Raw genomic sequence first — 19,511 nt, 5'->3', positions numbered from 1 at the left:
TCGAAGTGAATCAGGACTTTCCGGGGCTCAGGTGCGCCAGGCTTTCCAGCGCGAGCTGCTCCAGATGGCCTGCGGCCGCCACGCTTCCGCCCGCCGCGCGGAACGACGCGGCCACCGCCTCGGCGGCCCGCCGGTACGAAGGTTCAGTCAGGACTTCTGACACGGCCTCGGCGATCTTGCCCGCGTCGGCGCGGCCGAAGCGCAGCCGCACTCCCGCGCCCGCCGCGACCACCTGGGCCGCCACGATCGGCTGGTCGTCGCGGATCGGGGCGACCACCAGCGGCAGGCCGTGCCACAGCGTCTCGCACACCGTGTTGTGCCCCGCGTGGCAGAGCACCGCGTCCACCCGCGGCAGCAGGGCCAGCTGCGGGACGCGCGGGCGCACCAGGACGTTCGGCGGCACCGGCCCGAGCGCCTCGCCCGGGTCGACGAGCACGGCGCGGGCGGGCAGCCCGGCGAACGCCTCCGCCGCCGCGGTCAGGAACCGGGTCCCCGCCGAGGTGTTCGCCGTGCCGAGGGACACCAGCACGGCCGGCCGGAGCGGGTCGAGCCAGTCCCACGGGAAGTCCGTTGTGGACGGACGCGCGCCGAGCGCCGGCCCGACCAGCCGAACCCCCGGCGGCGGCGCCGCGCCGAGCAGCTCGCGGGTGGTGAACGCCAGGACGCCGTGCGGGGAGAACCGCGGGTCGGCCGAACCGCGGCCGCCCGCGACGCGCGCCCGCAACCCGTCAAGCAGCGAGGCGACCCACTCGGCGACCTTCGGCAGGCCGGCCAGCGGGTCGACCAGCTCGGCCGACGTCGTCGCCGACGTGACCCACGGCAGGCCGCGCGCCTCGGCCAGCAGCCCGCCGGCCAGCGCCTGCTGGTCGGCGACCACCACGTGCGGGGCGAACGCGTCGATCGCCGCGGCCACGCCGGACGCCATCGAGTCGGCCAGGGGGACGAGGAAGTCTTCCCACAGGAACCGGAGCGCGGCCGGGCCCTTGAGCTCCGCCGGCCGCGATGGCGCGTCCCGCGGCGTCGCGCAGGAGAAGACGAGCGCATCGGGACCGGCCAGCTGCCACAACAGCTCGTCGTGCCCGGCCCAGGCGACCTCGTGCCCGCGCGCGGTGAGCTCGCCCGCCACGCCGACGGCCGGGTTCACGTGCCCGACCAGCGGCGGGACGACGAACAGGAACCGGGCCACTACCGCACCCGGGCCGGCGCGCGCGAGGTGTCCCGGACCCACCCGAAGACCAGCTCGATCGTCTCGGCGGTCCGTTCGACCAGCACCGAGTGCCCCTGGTCGGGCAGCACGACGCAGCGGCAGCGGTCCAGGTGCGTCTCGAAGTGGGGCACCTGCGCGGCGAGGCCGGAGTCACCGCCGAAGATCGCGAACACCGGGCAGTGGACCGTCGAGAGGTCCGCGGCGATGGTCGAGCTGCGCGGGATGTCCTCGGCGATCGTCGTGGTCTGCAGGATCCGGTTCGCCGCCTTCGACAGCCGGGCGGTGTGCGCGCCGTGGTTGTCCGCGATCCAGCCGATCACCTCGTCGATGGCCAGCCGGGTCTTCGCGTCGGCCAGGCCGTCGGCCATGTGGCCCGTCCACTCCGCCGTCGGCGGCTCGCCTTCGATCACGACGACGCTCGCCACCCGGTCGGGCCGGGCCGCGGCCAGCCCGAAGGCCACCGACGCGCCGAACGAGTTGCCGACGACGTGCACCGGCCGGGTGACCTCGCAGGCGTCGAGGACCGCGACGAGGTCGTCGACGAACCGCTCGAGGTGGTAACCGGACTCGGGCCGCGTCGTGCGCCCGTGCCCGCGCAGGTCGTACATCAGGACGTCGAGCCCACGCTCGGCGAAGGCCGGGCCGAGGGTGAAGTAGTAGCTGGCCAGGCTGTCGGTGAGCAGGCCGTGCACACACACGACGACCGGCGCGTCGCCGTCGAGCGGCACGTCCGGCGTCAGCCGCTGGACGTGCACGTCCAGCTCGCCCGCGCGGATCCGGCTCACGCCGTCTCCCGCAGCGAAGCGACGGTGTACCGGACCAGCTCGCCGACGGTCAGCGCGATGATCTCGTCGAGGTCGCGTTCGGCGATGAACGTCGCGAAGTTGACCCGGTCGCCGTAGTGCTCGCGCAGCTGCCCGGACAGCGCCACCAGGTCGACGCTCTCCAGCTCGAGGTCGTCGTGGAAGGTGGTGTCCATCGTGATCTCCGTGTCGTCGAGGCCGTACTCCTCGAGCAGCTCGCGCAGCATCCCGCTCAGCTGCGCCAGCACGGACGCCTCGGCGGTCGTTTCGTGGCCGGTGGTGGTCTCGACGCTCATTCCCCGGTCTCCTTCGGCTCTTCGGTCCAGGCGACGACGTACTGGCGCGGCGGCGCGCCGGGCGGGTTCCCGAGGTCGGCACAGCACACCCGGTGGGTGCGCCCGGCGGCGCGGACGGTGAGCTCGTCCACGGTGGCCGCGACGACCTGGAAGTCGCGGGGCTCACCGCGCAGGCCGGTGCCGAGCAGCTTCGCGACGGCTTCCTTGGCGGTCCAGAATCGGGCGAACCAGCGTTCGGGGTCCCCGGGCAGGCTCGCGAACAGCTCCTGCTCCCCCGCGCCGAGCGCGGCGTCCACAGTGGACCCGGTGCGCGGCACGACCTCTTCGACGTCGATGCCGCACGGGCCGAACCGGGCGATCGCCACCCCGGCTTCCGCCTTGTGCGCCACCGAAATCGTCAGCTCGGGCAGCTCGCGGCCGTACGCGCCGGTCGCGTGTGGACGGCCCGCGTCGTCGTTGCCGATGCGCAGCTCGGCCGGGAACATCTCGGGCTCACCGCGGGCCCAGAGGAACTGGCGGACGGCGTCCTTGGCCGCGATCCGGCCGAGCAGCCACTGCCGGCGGCCCCGGGGCGGGCGCGCGGTGTAGGCGTCGCGCTCGGCGCCGGCCAGGTAGTTGCGCATGATCAGCTCGCGGGTGGCCAGGTCCGGCCAGCCCTCGTGCACCAGTGCCCAACCACCCGGCTGCTGCTTCGACAGCGTCGAGCGCTCGGGGGTCCGGTCGGCCTGGCGGATCTCGCGGGTGCTGTCGAAGCGCCGGTCGCGCCAGCCGGTGAAGGTGGCCCAGACCTGTCCCTCGTGGACGAGCTGCATGTCGGCGTCGAGGAACTCCTCGGTCAGCCCGGTGATCTTGACCAGGCACTCCAGCCGCTCCCCCGGCGCCGGGTGCGGGCCGTGGAAGCGGATCTCGCGCATGCCGACCGGGAAGACGGTCGTGCGCTCCGGCAGCCGGGACATGATCCAGAAACCGAGCACCTGGCCGACGTTGTCGAGCAACGCGCCGGGCGCGGCGGGAGTCGTCAGGACCGCGCGCACATGGTGTTCGCCGACGGCGGTCAGCTCGGTGACCCCCTGGAAGCGCGGGCCGTGGAACATCCAGCGGTCGGCGTACAGCTCGGCCGCGGTCGTCTCCGGAGCCTGCTCCGCCGACGCCGGGAACCGCCACGGCGCGGGCGCGTCGGCCGGATACGCCGGGGCCAGCTCCACGACCGCCTGCGAGTAGTCGACCAGCGCGGCGAGCACCCGGTCGGCGCCCTGCGGCTCGACCCGCACCGGCACGCTGACGGCGGGAACCGCGGTGATCCACTGGGTCAGCCGGACGTCGTGCACGGCGACCGCGCGCCGGCCGGGCGCGGCCTGCTCGGCGAAGCCCATGAGGTGGTCGATCACCGTGGTGGCCGGCACCACCGGCCAGCGGTCACCCGGGTCGGCCTGCGGCGGCTGCTTGAAGAAGCAGTGGTCGAGCAGGTAGGGCATGCTTTCGACCGAAACTTCGAGGGTCGCGTCGAGCCTGACCGGAGCTTTCACGTGAAAGCTCCGGCCCGAGCTTTCACGTGAAAGCTCGGGCCGGCCGGTGAGCACTGTCGCGGCCAGCTCGGCGGTGTCGTTCAACAGCGCGGCGAGCTCCTGGGCCAGCGGGCCTCGCCCAGCCAGGTCGTCCACTGTGGACTTTCCGGCGGCCGGCAGGGCCAGCCGCGCGCGCACGGCGCCGTCCAGGGAGATCAGCCGGCCTCCCAGGTCGAGCTTGACGGCCTTGTGGGCGGTCGCGCGGCCTTCCTCGGGCAGGCGGGTGAAGTCGATGTCGAGGCCGTCGGCCCACAACGCGGTCGCGACCCGGCGCAGCTGCGCGAGGCCGGGGCGCTGCGCCGAGTGGGCCGCCACGACGAGGTGGTCCTCGCCGTGGAGCGTGTCGCCGACCAGGGAGCCGAGCTGCCCGGCGCCGACCTGGACGAACGCCCGGAACCCGGCGGTGTGCAACGCCCGGACGAGCGGCCGGAACCGCACCGGCTCCAGCAGGTGCCGCACGAACAGCTCGCGGACGTCCGCCTCGGCGGCCGGGTACTCCGACACCGTGGTCGCCGACCAGAGCGGCCGGACCGGCGGGTGCAGGGTGAAGCGGGCCGCCGCGTCGCGGATCGGGTCCAGGTACGGCCGCAGCATCGGGGTGTGGAACCCGGACCGGAACGGCAGCACGTGCGCGACGATCCCCGCGTCCCGGAACCGCGTGACGAGCTCCTCGACCGCCGCCGCCGGGCCGCAGACCATGGCCTGGTGGGGCGAGTTGTCGTGCGAGAGCACCACATCCGCGCGTCCGGCCAGCTCTTCGAGCACCCGGGGCGCGGGGGCGCCGACCGCGGCGAAGGCGAGACCGGGGACCACCAGGCTGTCCGGGTCGAACCCGGCGAGGAACGTGTCGACCTCCGCACCGGCGTACACGCCGGCGGCGGCCATCGCCGTCCACTCGCCCAGGCTGTGCCCGGCGACGGCGTCCGGTTCGACACCCAGCCGGCCGAGCGCGGTGTGCAGCAGCCGGCCCAGCTCGAACACCGCGGCGCCCTGCCGGCCGACGTCCCCGACCTCGACCTCGGCGTGCTGCCAGGGAAGCCCGAAGTGGCTCGCGACGTCCCCGCAGTTGAGCGTCAGCTCCGACTCCAGGCCGGGGAACACGAAGGCGAGCTTCCCGCCGCCCGGTCCGAGCAGCGGGCGGTCGGCGAACCAGACGTCGTTGCGGCCGCGCCAGGCCCGGCCGCGGGCGACGGCCTTCCGGGCGAGCGCGAGCCGTTTCTCGGTCGGGTCGACCACCCCGAGGCGGACCGGGCCGTCGCCGGTCGTGCGCGGGGCGGGCCGGTCGAGCAGGTCACGCAGGCCCTCGACCGAGCGGGCGGCCAGCCGCAGCACCCGTTCCGGCTCCTGGACCACCACGGCCGGGGCCGGGCGGTCCGGCGCCTGCTCCAGCACGACGTGGGCGTTGATCCCGCCGAAGCCGAACGCGTTGACCCCGGCGCGGCGCACCGCCGCGTCCCACGGCTGGGCTTCGTCCACTGGGGAGAACCGGGTCTTCGCGAGCGCGGGGTGCGGGTCGTCGCAGTGCAACGTGGGCAGCAGGACACCGTGGTGCACGGCCAGCGCCGCCTTGACCAGCCCGGCGATCCCGGCCGCGGGCATCGTGTGGCCGATCATCGACTTCACCGAGCCGAGGACGGCGGTGCCCGCGGTGCCGAACACCTCCGCCAGGGTCGCGAGCTCGGCCGCGTCCCCCGCCGGGGTCGCCGTGCCGTGCGCCTCCAGCAGGCCCAGCGAGTCCGGGGCGGCCGGGTCGAGGTTCGCCGCCGCCCACGCCTGGCGCACCGCGCGGACCTGGCCGCCGGAGTCCGGGTTGGCCAGGCTCGCGGTCCGGCCGTCGGAGGCGATGCCGGTGCCGGTGACCACGGCGTAGACGCGGTCGCCGTCCCGTTCGGCGTCGGCCAGCCGCTTGAGGACGACCACGCCGGTGCCCTCCCCGATCAGCACCCCGTCGGCGTCGCGGTGGAAGGGCCGGATGCGCTCGGACGGCGAGAGCGCGCCGAGCTGGGTGAACACGCTCCAGAACGTGATGTCGTGGCAGTGGTGCACCCCGCCCGCGAGCACCACGTCGCAGCGACCGGTGGCGAGCTCCCGCACGGCGTGGTCGACGGCGATCAGCGAAGACGCGCAGGCGGCGTCCACTGTGTACGCCGGGCCGCGCAGGTCGAGCCGGTTGGCCAGCCGTGACGCGGCCAGGTTGGGCACCAGCCCGATCGCAGACTCCGGCGCCTCCGGTCCGAGCTGGTCGGTGAAGGCCTCGCGGACCGCGTCGAGACGGGCCGGGTCGAGGTCGGGCACCAGCTCGCCGAGGGTGCGGACGAGCTGGCTCGCGGTGCGGACGCGCTGGTCGAGGCGCACCAGCCCGGGGGTCAGGTACCCGCCGCGGCCGAGCACGACCCCGACCTTCGCGCGGTCCGCGGGCAGCCGGTCGGGGCCGCCCGCGTCCGCGACGGCCTGGGCGGCGACACGCAGCGCGATCAGCTGGTCGGGTTCGGTGGCGGGCACGGAGTTCGGCATGATCCCGAACCCGGTGACGTCCACTTCGGCCAGTTCGTCGACGAACCCGCCGCGCCGGCAGTAGAGCCGGTCGGCCCGCGGGTCGGCGTCCGGCGCGTAGTGCGCGCCGTCCCACTTGCCCGCCGGCACCTCGGTGATCGCGTCGACACCGCCGACGAGGTTGCGCCAGTAGGCCGTCAGGTCCGGGGCGCCGGGCAGCAGCACCGACATCCCGACGATCGCCACGGGGTCCGGCATCGGCTCACCAGCCCGACGCGGTGTGGACGACGGCGGCGGTCTCGGGGCGGCCCCACGCCAGCTCGCGCAGCAGGCCGAGGGTGCCTTCCTCCGGGTCGATCAGCGCGATGCCGCGGCGGGCGTACTCGCGCATCAGCTCGGGCGTCACCATGCCGTCGTGGTCGCCGGTGGGCGCCCACGGTCCCCAGTGGACGGTCACCGCGCGCCCGGCGGACCAGCGGTGGCCGAGCGTTTCGAGGGCGTCGTTGGCGGCGGCGTAGTCCGACTGCCCGCGGTTGCCGAGCGTCGCGGCGATGCTGCCGAACAGCACCACGAACTTCGGCTCCTCCGGCAGGTCGGCGGTTGCTTCGAGCAGGGTCCGGGCGCCGTCGACCTTCGTGCCGTAGACCCGCGTGAACGACTCCGGCGTCTTCTCGGCGACGAGCTTGTCCTCGATGACCCCGGCCGCGTAGACGATGCCGTCGAGGCGGCCGTGCTCGGCGTGGATCTCCTTGACCGCGCGGTGCACGGCTTCGGCGTCGAGCATGTCGACGGACTGGTAGCGCGCCGGGCTGCCGAGGTTTCCCAGCTTGCGCAGGGTCTGGCGGACCTCGCGTTCGGAGGTGATCCGGCGGAGGGTCCGTTCGATCTCGGCCGGGCTCTTCAGCCCGCTCGCGATCAGGGCCGCGCGCAGCTCCTTGGGGTCTTTCGCGTGCGGGTACTCGTCTTCCGGCGGCGGCACCGGGGTCCGGCCGAGCAGCTCGACGCGGCAGCGGGTGGCGGCGGCCAGCGTCGCGGCGAACCGGGCGGTGATGCCCTTGGCTCCGCCGACGAGCAGGACGACGGAGTCGCGGTCGAGGCCGATCGCGGCCGCTTCGGCCACGCCGTCCCCCGCCGGTCCGGCGCCGCTGCTGCCCAGCAGGCCGAGTCCTTCCTCGCCGGGTTTCAGCCCGCGCCGATCGACGCCTTCCCTGATCACCACGGGTTCGTGGTCCACAGTGGACAGCTCGGCGACGAAGGCGGCGGCGTCCGCGCCTTCGACGACCCGCGCGAGCGTGTCCGGGTATTCGCGGGCGACGCTGCGGTAGAAGCCGCGGAGGCCCTCGGCCGGGCCGGCGGTCAGCAGCCACTTCGGGCCCTGAGCCAGCGCGGCCTGGTAGAGCGGGAACGCTCCGGGCAGGACGGCGTCACCGTCGGGAACGTGCAGGTAGCCGTCGAAGCCGGGCCGGACGTCGTCGCCGATCTCGGCTTCGGCCCCGCGGGCGGTCAGTGCACTGTGGACGGCGTCGGCGAACGGACCGGCGCCGAGCACGAGGAAACGGCGGCCGGCGATGTCCGGCTCTCCGGCCGGAGCGAGGTCGAACTCGGTCATCACGTACCGCCGGGGTGCGATGATCACCGGCTCCGGGCCGGACTGCTTCACGGGCGTTCTTGCGGGTCCGGCGTCCAGCAGTTCGGCGATCCCGGCAGCCGTCCGGGCCTTCGCCAGCTCCTCGGCCTCTCCTGCACCCAGGCGGACCGTCAGCTCGCCCGCGATCTCGGCGCGCTTGATCGAGTCGATGCTCAAGTCGGCTTCCAGATCGAGGTCGGGTTCGATCATGTCCGCGGGATACCCGGTCCGCTCGCCGATCACCTCGATGATCGTCTCGAGCACCGACATGGGCTTCGGTGCGTCAGGGACAGCCACGGCCACGGTCGAGCGCTGGTCTCCGATCAGCTCCGCGATCGCCGCCGCCGTGCGGGCCTTGGCGAACTCCTCGACGTCTCCCCCGGCGAGCCCCAGGACCGTGGCCAGCTCACCGGCGATCTCGGCGCGCTTGATCGAGTCGATGCTCAAGTCGGCTTCGAGGTCCAGGTCCGGCTCGATCATGTCCACCGGGTAACCGGTGCGCTCCCCGATCACCGCGACGATCGTCTCCAGCACCGGCCGCTCGACCGGCGCCGCCGGGACGACCGCCGGAAGCACCTCGGCCACCGGGACCGGCTGTGGCAGCTGAACCGGCGCGTCGCTGCCGAAGAACCCGAGCAAGACGTCCCGCTGCGCGGCGATCATCTCCCGGCTGGTGCGGAGGAAGTCGGCGACCATCGCCTCCGACGAAACGGGCTCGGCCGACGTCGTGGCCGGCACCGCCGACAGCCGCTCGGCCGGGCGCAGCGCCCCCGCGGGGATCGTGCCGTCCGCCGTGCGCAGGAGGTGGCCGTCGACCGTCCAGCCGGGACGGTTCGGCCGCGGGGCCGTGCTTGCGTCGACCGCGTCGCGACCGCGGAACAGCCACCCCGTCTCGACGCGCACCCCGGCGACGGCCAGCTGCGCGAGCGTGCCGAGGAAGCCCGGCACACCGCGGCGGCCCGGCTGTTCGAACCCGACCGTCCGGTGCGGACGGTCCCCGAGGATCGCGTCGACCTGCCGCGCGAGCACCGCGCCCGGTCCGGCTTCGACGAACACCCGCGCGCCGGCCGCGTACATCGCCTCGACCTGCTCGACGAACCGCACCGGCGAGCCGACCTGCGCGGCCAGCTCACCGCGGACCTCGTCCGGGTCCGCCGGGTAGGGCCCGGCGGTCCGGTTGCCGTACACCGGGACGGCGGGCCGCACGACGCCGATCGCCTCCAGGGCTTTCCCGAAAGCCGCGCCCGCCGGAGCGACCAGCGGACTGTGGAACGCGCACGCGACCGAAATCCGTTTTGCGCCGAGCCCGGCCGCGCGGAGCTGCGCGATCGCCGCTTCGACGTCGGCGGTGGGCCCGGAGACCACCGTCTGCCGGGGTGAGTTGTGGTTGGCCAGGACAACCGTGGTGGCGGTGAGGACCGCGCTCACGTCCGCGGCGGACGCCGAGACCGCCGCCATCGCCCCGGGGTCCCCGGCGGGCACCGCGTCGAAGATCGCCCCGGCCCGCGCGTGGCTGGCCAGCATCAACGCTTCGGGGGTGAAGGCGCCCGCCGCGGCCAGCGCCGTCAGCTCGCCGTAGCTGTGCCCGCCGACCATCGCGGGCCGCACGCCGGCGCGGGTCAGCAGCCGGAATGCGGCCAGCCCGGCGAGGCCGAGCGCGGGCTGGGCGACGCGGGTGTCGGTGACGCGCTCGGCGGCGGCCTGCCGGGCCGCCTCACCGAACACCGCGGGGCCGAAGACGACGTCGGCGGTCACCGGGTCCAGGCGCAGGTACCGCTGCAGCTCGGGGAAGGCGACGAACAGCTCGGCGAACATGCCGGGCCGCTGGCTGCCCTGGCCGGGGAACAGCACCGCGACCTCACCGGGTTCTTCGTCCCCGGCGCGGTACACCCCGGACACGTCCTGCCCGGCCAGGGCCTGCCGCAGCAGTCCGGCGAGCTCGTCCACAGTGGACGCGACGACGGCGAGCCGCACCTTTCCGGCGGCCTCGGCCCGCCGGGACGCGCTCAACGCGAGGTCCCGCAGGCGCCACGGCTGCTTCCCGGCCGGCACGTCGTCCACCAGGGACAACAGGTCCCGGGCTGCCGCGTCGGTCGCGAAGGGGAACAGTTCGGCGGGCCATTCGTGGGCCGTCTGCGCCGGGGGCACACTGCTGTGGGCGCCGAGCACCACGTGGAAGTTGGTGCCACCGAAGCCGAACGCGCTCACCCCGGCGATCCGCTCCGTGGCCGGCGCGGCCCACGGCTGCGCGGCGGTCTGGAACACGAACGGGCTGCTCGACGCGTCCCAGGCCGCGTTCGGCGCCGAGAGATGAAGCGTCGGCGGCTTGACGGCGGTGTGCAGCGCCAGCGCCGTCTTGATCAGCCCGGCGAGGCCCGCGGCACACTTGGTGTGCCCGATCTGCGACTTGACCGACCCGATCGTGCACCCGCCCGGCGCGGCGCCGGCCTCGGTGAACACCTTCGTGAGCGTGCCCAGCTCGGTCCGGTCGCCGACCACGGTGCCGGTGCCGTGCGCCTCGACCAGCCCGACGCGCGCGGGCGAGATGCCCGCGTTGCGGTAGGCGCGGCTGAGCGCGGTGTGCTGGCCCTCCGGCCGCGGCGCGGTGAGGCCGAGCGCGCGGCCGTCGGAGGCCGCGCCGACCCCCTTGATCACCGCGTACACGCGGTCGCCGTCTCGTTCGGCGTCGGCGAGGCGTTTCAGCGCGACGCACGCGACCCCTTCGCCGAGGGCGATGCCGTCCGCGGCGCTGTCGAACGTCGCCGAACGCCCGGTCGGAGACAGGGCGTGCGCCGAGGCGAACAGGAGGTAGTCGTTGATGCCGTTGTGCAGGTCAGCGCCACCGCAGAGGACGAGGTCGCTGGTGCCCGCGGTCAGCTCCTTGCAGGCGACGTCGACGGCGGTCAGCGACGACGCGCACGCGGCGTCCACCGTGTAGTTCGCACCGCCCAGGTCGAGGCGGTTGGCGATCCGCCCGGCGATGACGTTCGCGAGCACGCCGGGGAAGGAGTCCTCGGTGATCCGCGGCAGCCGTTCGTCCAGTTCGGACGGCAGTTCGCCCACATAGGACGGCAGCACCGAGCGCAGGGTCATCGCGTTGGACAGGTCGCTGCCCGCCTCGGCGCCGAACACCACCGAGGTCCGGGCGCGGTCGAACGCGCGGTCGGTGTACCCCGCGTCGGCCAGCGCGCGGTGCGCCGCTTCCAGCGCCAGCAGCTGCACGGGTTCGATGCTGGCCAGCGACGACGGCGGGATGCCGTACTTCAGCGGGTCGAAGCCGATCTCCGGGAGGAACCCGCCCCAGCGCGACGGAGTCTTCTCACCCTGGCCGGCCGCGTCGTAGTACAGCTCGGTGTCCCAGCGCTCCGGCGGGACCTCGGTGACGGCGTCGGCGCCGGCCAGGACGTTCGCCCAGAAGGTGGCCAGGTCGGGCGCCTGCGGGAACATGCAGGCCATGCCGACGATCGCGACGTCGAGCGGGGCGGGAGCGGGCGGTTCCGGGGTGGTCACGCCGAATTCGGCGGCCCGGGCACGCAGGAACGCGTTGGCACCCTCGCCGACGGCGTGGTGCAGGTCGGCGATCGTCGTGACCGCGTCGCGCAGCACGGCGACCTCGCCCGCCATGAACATGCCTTCGGCGAACTGCCGGTCTTCCCCGACGTCGCGCAGCTCGGCGCCGACCCGCTCGATGCCCTTGCTGGCCAGGCGGAGCCGGCCGACGTTGAGGGTTTCCAGCTGCTCCCAGGCTTCGCGGCTCGGCACGCCCCGCTCGGCGAGGTCCGCCTTGATCACCGCGTACTCCTCGGTGAACGGGCTGCGCACGCACCGGGTGGCGTGCCCGGGCGCGGTTTCGAGCAGGTCGGTGTGCTCGGCGCCGAGCAGCTCGCGCTGGAACCGGCCGAGCACGGCGCCCGCGTCGACGGCCTCGCGAGTGAACAGGTACGCCGTGCCCATCAGCACCCCGACGGCGGCGCCCCGCGCGGCGACCGGGACGGCGAGGGCGGCCACCATCGCCGCCGAGCGCTCGTCGTGGACGCCGCCCGCGAACAGCAGCTGCAGGTCCGCGGCCGCGCCCGGTGTCACGGCGAGGAAGTCGGCCAGGACCCCGAGCTGGGCCTCCCACAACGGGAAGCTCGTGCGCGGGCCGACGTGACCGCCGCATTCCGACCCTTCGAAGACGAACTTGCGCGCCCCGGCTTGGAGGAACTGTTTCAGCAGTCCGGGTGAGGGCACGTGGAGGAAGGTCGAGATCCCCGCGTCCTCGAGCGCCGCGGCCTGGGCCGGGCGGCCACCGGCGATGATCGCGTGGGACGGCCGCAGCTCGCGGATCACCTCGAGCTGCGCGGCCTTGACGTCTTCGGCGGCGAAACCGAGCACACCGACACCCCAGGGAGCGCCAGCGAGGGCGTCGCGGGTCTTCTCCAGCACGTCACGGGTCTGGGCCGGGCCGGACAGGGCCAGCGCGATGAACGGCAGCGCGCCGCCTTCGGCGACCGCGGCCGCGAACGCGGGCTGGTCGCTGACCCGGGTCATCGGCCCCTGCGCGACCGGCACCGCGGTGCCGAGCGCGCGGCTGCCCGCGCTGCCCGGGCCGAGCACCGGGGTCTCGGCGCGCAGCGCGTCGCCGATGGCGTCGGCCAGGCCGCGGACCGCCGCGGTCACCGTGCCCCAGCGGTCGCGGAACCGCGTGGCCAGGAAGACGTCCTGACCGGCTTCGACCGGTTCACTGCCTCGCCGCGCGAGCACCCGGACGCCGTCGACGACGGTCGTTTCGGACCCGTCGAGACCGGAAAGGCCGCTGGTGAGCGTCGACGGCAGTTCGGCTTCCGGCAGCAGGGCGAGCTGGGTGTCGACGAGAACCCCGGCGGCCCCGCCGGCGACCGCGGCCGCGGCGGTGTGCGGCCCGATGCCGCCCGCCGCCCAGACGGGAACGCCCGGCGCGGTGTCGAGCAGGGCTTGCAGCAACACGAACGTGCTCAGCTCACCCGTCCGGCCGCCGCATTCGTGACCGCGCGCGATCAGCCCGTGCGCGCCGCCGTCGAGCGCCCGCGTGGCCGCGGCACGGCTGGAGACTTCGGTAAGCACCTGCCGGCCGGGAAAGTCGTGCGCCCTGCACGGCGAGTCTTCCGTCAGCACCACGGTGGTCACGGCGTCGGGCAGGTCGGCGGGCGGGCGCGTGAGCCGGACGCCGAAAGCCGGGATTCCCCACTCCCCCAGCAGCGTGAGCTCGTCGGTGGCCGCAGCTGCCGGACCGGTCAGGTCGAGCACACCGAGCCCGCCCCCGCGCGCGGCGGCCGCGACCCCGCGCGCCGACGGCCACCGCAGTGGTGACACTGCGACGACCGCTGCGCAGTCGTCTTTCGAGACACGCATGGGAACTCCCGCTATGCACGAAAGGGTGACGGAGTAACGGGGTGTACTTAAGCGGGTTCACCCGGTTCCGTCAACAACCCACCACGATTTCGTCGGAGTTGTTCAGAAAATGCGCGACGGACCAGCGTGGAGACGCAAGAATTTAACGTGTACGTCATGTACCCCGGCATGGCGCAGCCCCGCCACAACTCTTGGACACTGGTCAAGCGGCCGCCGGGCCGTGCGGTACCTGCGATCCGCCGGGCACACACCACCGGATGGGGGCAAGCCTTCTCACCCGGTGGACGCAGTCCGGCTGGCCACACCGGACCACACCGTCCGTCGGGTCCACTGTTTCCCCGAGGCCGCCGGAAAGTGTCGTGCAGGTAAAATTGACGACGTTATCCGGTTCTTCTGCCGACACGCGCCGGAACAGTTTTCCTTATTGCGCGAAGACGATTCGCACGGCACTTTTACCCACAGCCGAAAGCAGAGTGCCGGAATCGGCGCTGCCGGTCCCACCACCCCGGTGAGTCCACTGTGGATTCCCCGCGCAGCCGGGTTTCACGTGCTCACACGATCCACCACGCCCCCGACACGCCGTCTGCCGACTGCAGACCCCCGGCCGGACCGGCGCGAACGACGGCGCGTATTCACCCGGGCACCATCGGTATCTCCGGCCGCGGTGATGAGCCCTCCGCCGTCGAAATCTCCGCCGGATGTGACAAATTTTCCGGCCGGGAAGCTGAAACCGTTTCGCGTACCTGTCGGTAACATTAGACGTACTGTCTATACTTGGACACGTTGTCCAGCCGTGGAGGTGGTCGTGGAGTACTGGTACACCGACGAGCGTTCGGGGACGCGTTACCCGGGCGACCCGCTGAGCTGGCGCGGCGACGACGGCGCGCCGCTGACCGTCGCCCCGCTGGGCGGCCTGGGCCCGGGTGACGTCGAGACCGGCGTCCGCTCCCTCTGGCGCTACCGCGCGGCACTGCCCGGTGACCTGCGCCCGGTCTCGCTCGGCGAGGGCTGCACCCCGCTGGTCCCCCAGGTCTGGGGCGGCACCGAGGTCCGGTTCAAGCTCGAGTGGTTCGGCCCGACCGGCAGCTTCAAGGACCGCGGGTCGAGCGTCATGGTGTCGGCGCTCGCCGGCGCCGGTGTGCGGGAGCTGCTGGAGGACAGCTCTGGCAACGGAGGCTCGTCGGTCGCCGCCTACAGCGCCGCGGCCGGGATCGCGGCGACTGTGCTGGCACCCGAAGGGACGTCACCCGCAAAGGTCCTCCAGACCCGCGCGTACGGCGCGACGGTCGAACTGGTGCCCGGCACGCGCGACGACACCGCCGCCGAAGCCGTCCGCCGGTCGGCCCGCACGACCTACGCCAGCCACAACTGGCACCCGTTCTTCCTGCAGGGCACCAAGACCCTCGCCTACGAGCTGTGGGAGGACCTCGGGTTCCGCCCACCGGACGCCGTCGTCACGGTCGCCGGCGCGGGCAGCATCGTCCTCGGCTGCGACCTCGGGTTCGGCGAGCTCCTGGCGGCGGGCTCGATCACCCGGCGGCCACGCCTGCTCGTCGCGCAGCCGCGGAACTGCTCCCCGGTCGACGCCGCCTTCCACGACCGGCAGCCGCCGCCGTTCGCCCCGACCGTCGCCGAAGGCACCGCCATCCGCCATCCGGTCCGGCTGCCCGAGGTGGTCGCCGCGATCCGGCGGTCGGGGGGTGACACCGCGGCGATCCCCGAGGACGCCATCGCCGCGGCCGCGCGCCGGCTCGCGTCCCTCGGTCTCTACGCGGAGCCGACCAGCGCGACCGCCGCCGCGGCGATCGACGTCTTCCGGGACCGCGGGGCGATCCGGCCCGGCGAGACCACGGTCGTCGTGCTCACCGGCTCCGGGCTGAAGGCGCCCGACCGGCTGCGGGAGCTGATCGGATGACCGAGGATGAGCTGCTGCTGCGGGAAGCGGAGAAGATCGCCCAGGCGGTCGGCCGGATGTTCCCCGGGTTGTGCGAGGTCGTGCTGCACGACCTGCGCGACCCCGCCCACGCCGTGCGCGCGATCGAAGGCGGGCTGTCCGGGCGCGCCGTCGGCGACCCGGCGACCGAGCTCGGCCTGGCCCGGATCGCCGACCCGGGGTTCCCGGACGTGCTCCAGAACTACCCGAACCGCTTCCCCGACGGGCGGCCGGCGAAGAGCACGTCGATCGGCATCCGCAACTCCGGCGGCGAGTACGTCGCGGCCCTGTGCCTCAACCTCGACGTCTCCCTGCTGGGCTCGGCCGCGCACGCCCTGACCCGCCTCACCCGCACCGACGCGCCGGCCCCGCTGGCCGAGTCCCTGCAGGCCCGGACCGGCGACGAGCTGCGCGCCCTGGTCGAGGACTACGCGACCGAGCGCGGCCACACCCCGCGCAGCCTGCCGGCGCCGGGCAAGAAGGACCTGGTCCGGTTGTTGAAGGAGCGCGGGTTCCTGGAGCTGAAGAACGCCGTCCCGGCCCTGACCGACCTGCTCGGGATCTCCCGGGCGAGCGTCTACAACTACCTGCGCTGACTCAGAAGACCGACCAGCCGGTCAGCGTCGTGAACCGGTCCAATGCGGACACTCCGGCGACGGAGTTGCCGCGTGCGTCCAGGCCGGGGCTCCACACGCAGACCGCGCACCGGCCCGGCACCACCGCGAGGATGCCGCCGCCGACGCCGCTCTTGCCGGGCAGGCCGACCCGGTAGGCGAACTCGCCCGCCGCGTCGTAGGTGCCGCAGGTCAGCATCACGGCGTTGATCCGCTTGGCCGCGCTGAGGCCGAGCAGCCGGGTGCCGTCGTTGCGGATGCCGTGGCGGGCCAGGAACAGCGCCGAGCGGGCGACGTCCGCGCAGCTCATCGCGATCGAGCACTGGCGGACGTACTGGTCGAGCACCTCGGGCACCGCGTGCCGCATGTTGCCGTAGGAGGCCATGAAGTAGGCGAGCGCGCGGTTGCGGTCGGCGTGGCCGGCCTCCGACTCGGCGACCTCCGGGTCGACGCCGATGTCCGGCCGGCCGGACTCTTCGCGCAGGAAGGCGAGCAGCGCATCGACGGCGTCACCTTGCCGCGCCAGCTCGTCGGTGACCACCAGCGCGCCCGCGTTGATGAACGGGTTGCGCGGGATGCCGTCCTCGTGTTCCAGCTGCACCAGCGAGTTGAACGGGTCGCCCGAGGGCTCGCGGCCGACCCGCGTCCACACGCCGTCACCGCGGGCGAGCACCAACGCCAGGGTGAACACCTTCGACATGCTCTGCACCGAGAACGGGCGCTCCCAGTCGCCGACGCCGTGCAGGCCACCGTCCACTTCGGCCACCGCCATGCCGAACCGCCGCGGCTCGACCCGCGCCAGGGCGGGGATGTAGTCCGCGACGGCGCCGCGGCCGATCTCGGGCGCGACTTCGCCGGCGATCCGGTCCAGCAGCGCCGCGAGGTCCACGGCCGTAGCGTAGAAGGCCGTCCATCCCGGATGAGCGGCGGCCCTTGTCAACTCGAAACCGGGAAATACTGGGAGAACTCCCCCAGTGATCTCCCGCACACCTTAAGTCTTCCTTAGCGCGCTTGGTGACTTGCCGCACAACCTCTAGCGTCCGTGAACCATGGATTCCTCGCTGCTCACCGAAAAAGGTGAAAGCTACTCGAAAGCGCTGGGCAACCGCCAAGTGCAGATGATCGCCATCGGCGGCGCGATCGGCGTCGGGCTCTTCCTCGGCGCCGGCGGCAAGCTCCACCAGGTCGGCCCGTCGCTGGTTCTCTCCTACGCGATCTGCGGGGTGGCCGCCTACTTCGTGATGCGGGCGCTGGGTGAGCTCGTCCTGCACGAGCCCAGCTCGGGCAGCTTCGTCACCTACGCCCGGAAGTTCATCGGGCCGTGGGCCGGCTTCGCGTCCGGGTGGATGTACTGGGTGAACTGGGCGATGACCGGGATCGCGGAGATCACCGCGGTCGCGATCTACGTGCACAAGTGGCTGCCGGACGTGCCGCAGTGGATCACCGCGCTGGTCGCCCTCGGGGTGCTGCTGGCGGTGAACCTGCTTTCGGTGAAGCTGTTCGGCGAGCTGGAGTTCTGGTTCTCGGTGGTCAAGGTGCTGGCCATCGTCGTCTTCCTGGTCACCGCGCTCGGCCTGGTGTTCACCAGCGCGAACATCGGCGGCACGCCGGCCGGCGTGCACAACCTGACCGACCACAGTGGATTCTTCCCGGCGGGCATCGGCATCGCGCTGATGACGCTGCAGGCGGTCATCTTCGCCTACTCGGCGATCGAGGTCGTCGGCATCGCGGCCGGCGAGACCAAGGACGCCCGCAAGGTGCTGCCGAAGGCGATCAACGGTGTGGTGTGGCGGATCGGCGTGTTCTACGTCGGGTCCGTGCTGCTGCTGGCGATGCTGCTGCCCTGGCCGTTCTACAACGGGGACGAGAGCCCGTTCGTCACGGTGTTCTCGCGCCTGGGCATCCCGGGCATCGGCGACGTGATGAACGCGGTGGTGCTCACCGCGGCGCTCTCGAGCGTCAACTCCGGGCTCTACTCGACCGGCCGGATCCTGCGCTCGCTGGCCGACAAGGGCGAGGCGCCGTCGTTCGTCGGCCGGATGAGCAGCCGGCAGGTCCCCTACGGCGGCATCCTGTTCACCTCGATCGCCTACCTGCTCGGCGTGGTGCTGAACTACCTGGTGCCGAAGGACGCGTTCGACATCGCCATCGCGGTCGCGTCGCTCGGCGTGATCACGACCTGGGCGACGCTGATCTTCTGCCAGATGCGGCTGCGCCAGGCCGCCCTGCGCGGCGAGCTGGAACGGCCGTCGTACCGCATGCCGTGGGCCCCATACTCCGGCTGGGCGACCCTCGGGTTCCTGGCCCTGGTGGTGGTCCTGATGGGCTTCTCCGACGGCGCGGAGAAGATCGCGTTCTACTCGATCCCGGTGCTGGCCGTGGTGCTCGCGGTCGGCTGGCGGGTCATCTCGAAGCGCCGCGAACGCGTCCCGGTCGAGTAGCGGCCGGGCGGGTGAAGGCCTCCTCGAGCGCAACCCCGAGCCTCGAGGAGGCCTTCACGCTTTCCGGCGGGCATACTCGACCTCCGGACAGGAGGTGGGCGGTGTCTTCGAGCACGGCACCCCGGCGGGTGACGATCCACGACGTCGCCCGCTCGGCCGGGGTCTCGCGGCAGACCGTGTCGCGCGCGCTGAACGACAAGGCCGAGATCGACGGCTCGACCAAGCAGCGGGTGCTCGACGCCGCCCGGGAGCTCGGGTACCGGCCGAGCCGCTTCGCCCGCGGCCTGGTCCGGCCGGACACGACCACGATCGGGCTGGTGGTGCCCGACCTGCTCAACCCGTTCTTCACCGAGGTCGCCTCCGGCACGCTGGAGGCGGCCCGGTCCCGCGGCTGGCACGTCGTCGTCTACGACACCGCCGACGACGCCGAGCAGGAGCTCGCCACGCTCCGCGTGATCGGCGCGCAGGTCGACGCGGTCGTCGGCTACTTCAGCCGGTCCGACGAGGACCTCGACCGGTTCACCCCCGGCGTCCCCGTCGTGCTCATCGGCCGCGAGCCGCACACCCCGCGGTTCAGCGGCATCACGATCGACGGCGAGGACGGCATCCGCGAGGCCGTCGCCCACCTCGTCTCGCGTGGGCACCGGCGGATCGGGATGCTCGACCACGACGGCCGTCCCGAGCCGAGCATCCGGCAGACCTGGTTCCTCCGGGCCGCCGCCGCGGAAGGCATCACCGTCGCGCCCGGGTGGATCGCGCGCGCGGCGCAGACCGTCGACGGCGGGGGCGCGGCCCTCGCCACGCTGCTGGCCGCGCACCCCGACGTCACCGCCGTCTTCGCCTTCAACGACGTGATCGCCATCGGCGCGCTGCGCGAAGCCCGCCGCTACGGCCTGCGGGTGCCCGCCGACCTCGCGGTGATCGGGTTCGACGGCCTCGCGCTGGGCACGCTCGTCGACCCCGAGCTCTCCAGCGTCGCGATCGACACGCGCGCGCTCGGCGCGCTGGCCGTCGACCAGGCGGCCCGGCTCGTGACCGGGGCCGAGCCGCTCGAACCCGCCGAGCTGATCGTCCGCGCCGGGCTCCACCTGCGCGAATCCGCCTGATCCTTGACACCGGTGCCGCAGCGCAGCACACTCCCGGGCAATCCGTGAACGTT

General features: G+C 73.4%; 10 protein-coding genes. 4 read left to right on the top strand and 6 right to left on the bottom strand.

Annotated features, from left to right (window positions below; translation table 11 throughout):
* Positions 1–10 precede the first annotated feature (10 nt).
* The 5 genes from ACZ61C_RS09570 to ACZ61C_RS09550 are packed head-to-tail and all read right to left on the bottom strand — an operon-like array spanning position 11 to position 13,364.
* Positions 11–1,186 carry a glycosyltransferase gene (locus ACZ61C_RS09570; RefSeq protein WP_465304772.1) on the bottom strand — a complete coding sequence of 392 codons (1,176 nt, stop codon included), beginning with the start codon at positions 1,184–1,186 and terminating at the stop codon, positions 11–13.
* Positions 1,186–1,992 (bottom strand): alpha/beta fold hydrolase, encoded by an 807-nt coding sequence (locus ACZ61C_RS09565; protein WP_465304770.1) that lies wholly within the window; start codon positions 1,990–1,992, stop codon positions 1,186–1,188. The genes ACZ61C_RS09570 and ACZ61C_RS09565 overlap by 1 nt, the downstream gene beginning before the upstream one ends.
* Entirely contained in the window at positions 1,989–2,306 is a 318-nt protein-coding gene (locus ACZ61C_RS09560; protein WP_465304768.1) for an acyl carrier protein, read from the bottom strand. The genes ACZ61C_RS09565 and ACZ61C_RS09560 overlap by 4 nt, the downstream gene beginning before the upstream one ends.
* Positions 2,303–6,595, bottom strand: a complete 4,293-nt coding sequence (locus ACZ61C_RS09555) for a beta-ketoacyl synthase N-terminal-like domain-containing protein (RefSeq protein ID WP_465305617.1) — start codon at positions 6,593–6,595, stop codon at positions 2,303–2,305. The genes ACZ61C_RS09560 and ACZ61C_RS09555 overlap by 4 nt, the downstream gene beginning before the upstream one ends.
* A 31-nt stretch (positions 6,596–6,626) precedes the next feature.
* Positions 6,627–13,364: an SDR family NAD(P)-dependent oxidoreductase gene (locus ACZ61C_RS09550; protein WP_465304766.1), complete on the bottom strand. Its 6,738-nt coding sequence runs from the start codon at positions 13,362–13,364 to the stop codon at positions 6,627–6,629.
* A 793-nt stretch (positions 13,365–14,157) separates the two neighbouring features.
* On the opposite strand from ACZ61C_RS09550, the gene ACZ61C_RS09545 reads away from it, so the two are divergent.
* Positions 14,158–15,279 (top strand): threonine synthase, encoded by a 1,122-nt coding sequence (locus tag ACZ61C_RS09545; protein WP_465304764.1) that lies wholly within the window; start codon positions 14,158–14,160, stop codon positions 15,277–15,279.
* Positions 15,276–15,893, top strand: coding sequence for a helix-turn-helix transcriptional regulator (locus tag ACZ61C_RS09540; RefSeq protein WP_465304762.1), 618 nt, complete (start codon positions 15,276–15,278; stop codon positions 15,891–15,893). Before ACZ61C_RS09545 ends, ACZ61C_RS09540 begins: the two co-directional genes overlap by 4 nt.
* Before the next feature lies 1 nt (position 15,894).
* On the opposite strand, the gene ACZ61C_RS09535 is transcribed toward ACZ61C_RS09540, so the two are convergent.
* A complete protein-coding gene (locus ACZ61C_RS09535) occupies positions 15,895–16,800 on the bottom strand; it encodes a glutaminase (RefSeq protein ID WP_465304760.1) in 906 nt (301 codons plus the stop codon).
* Positions 16,801–16,960: 160 nt separating this feature from the next.
* Here ACZ61C_RS09535 and ACZ61C_RS09530 point away from each other — a divergent pair, with 160 nt between their 5' ends.
* Positions 16,961–18,352, top strand: coding sequence for an amino acid permease (locus ACZ61C_RS09530; protein WP_465304758.1), 1,392 nt, complete (start codon positions 16,961–16,963; stop codon positions 18,350–18,352).
* 101 nt (positions 18,353–18,453) lie between these two features.
* Positions 18,454–19,458, top strand: a complete 1,005-nt coding sequence (locus ACZ61C_RS09525; RefSeq protein WP_465304756.1) for a LacI family DNA-binding transcriptional regulator — start codon at positions 18,454–18,456, stop codon at positions 19,456–19,458.
* Positions 19,459–19,511 lie beyond the last annotated feature (53 nt).

The organism is Amycolatopsis sp. NPDC104587, from assembly GCF_055583645.1.
Note: the sequence above shows the minus strand (reverse complement) of the source record. Positions and strands in the feature narration are given on the sequence as shown.

Excerpts from the sequence above, each read along its gene's own strand:
- ACZ61C_RS09555 (WP_465305617.1), bottom strand. The coding sequence starts at position 6,595 with ATGTCGGTGCTGCTGCCCGGCGCCCCGGACCTGACGGCCTACTGGCGC.
- ACZ61C_RS09530 (WP_465304758.1), top strand. The coding sequence starts at position 16,961 with ATGGATTCCTCGCTGCTCACCGAAAAAGGTGAAAGCTACTCGAAAGCG.
- ACZ61C_RS09540 (WP_465304762.1), top strand. The coding sequence starts at position 15,276 with ATGACCGAGGATGAGCTGCTGCTGCGGGAAGCGGAGAAGATCGCCCAG.
- ACZ61C_RS09550 (WP_465304766.1), bottom strand. The coding sequence starts at position 13,364 with ATGCGTGTCTCGAAAGACGACTGCGCAGCGGTCGTCGCAGTGTCACCA.
- ACZ61C_RS09560 (WP_465304768.1), bottom strand. The coding sequence starts at position 2,306 with ATGAGCGTCGAGACCACCACCGGCCACGAAACGACCGCCGAGGCGTCC.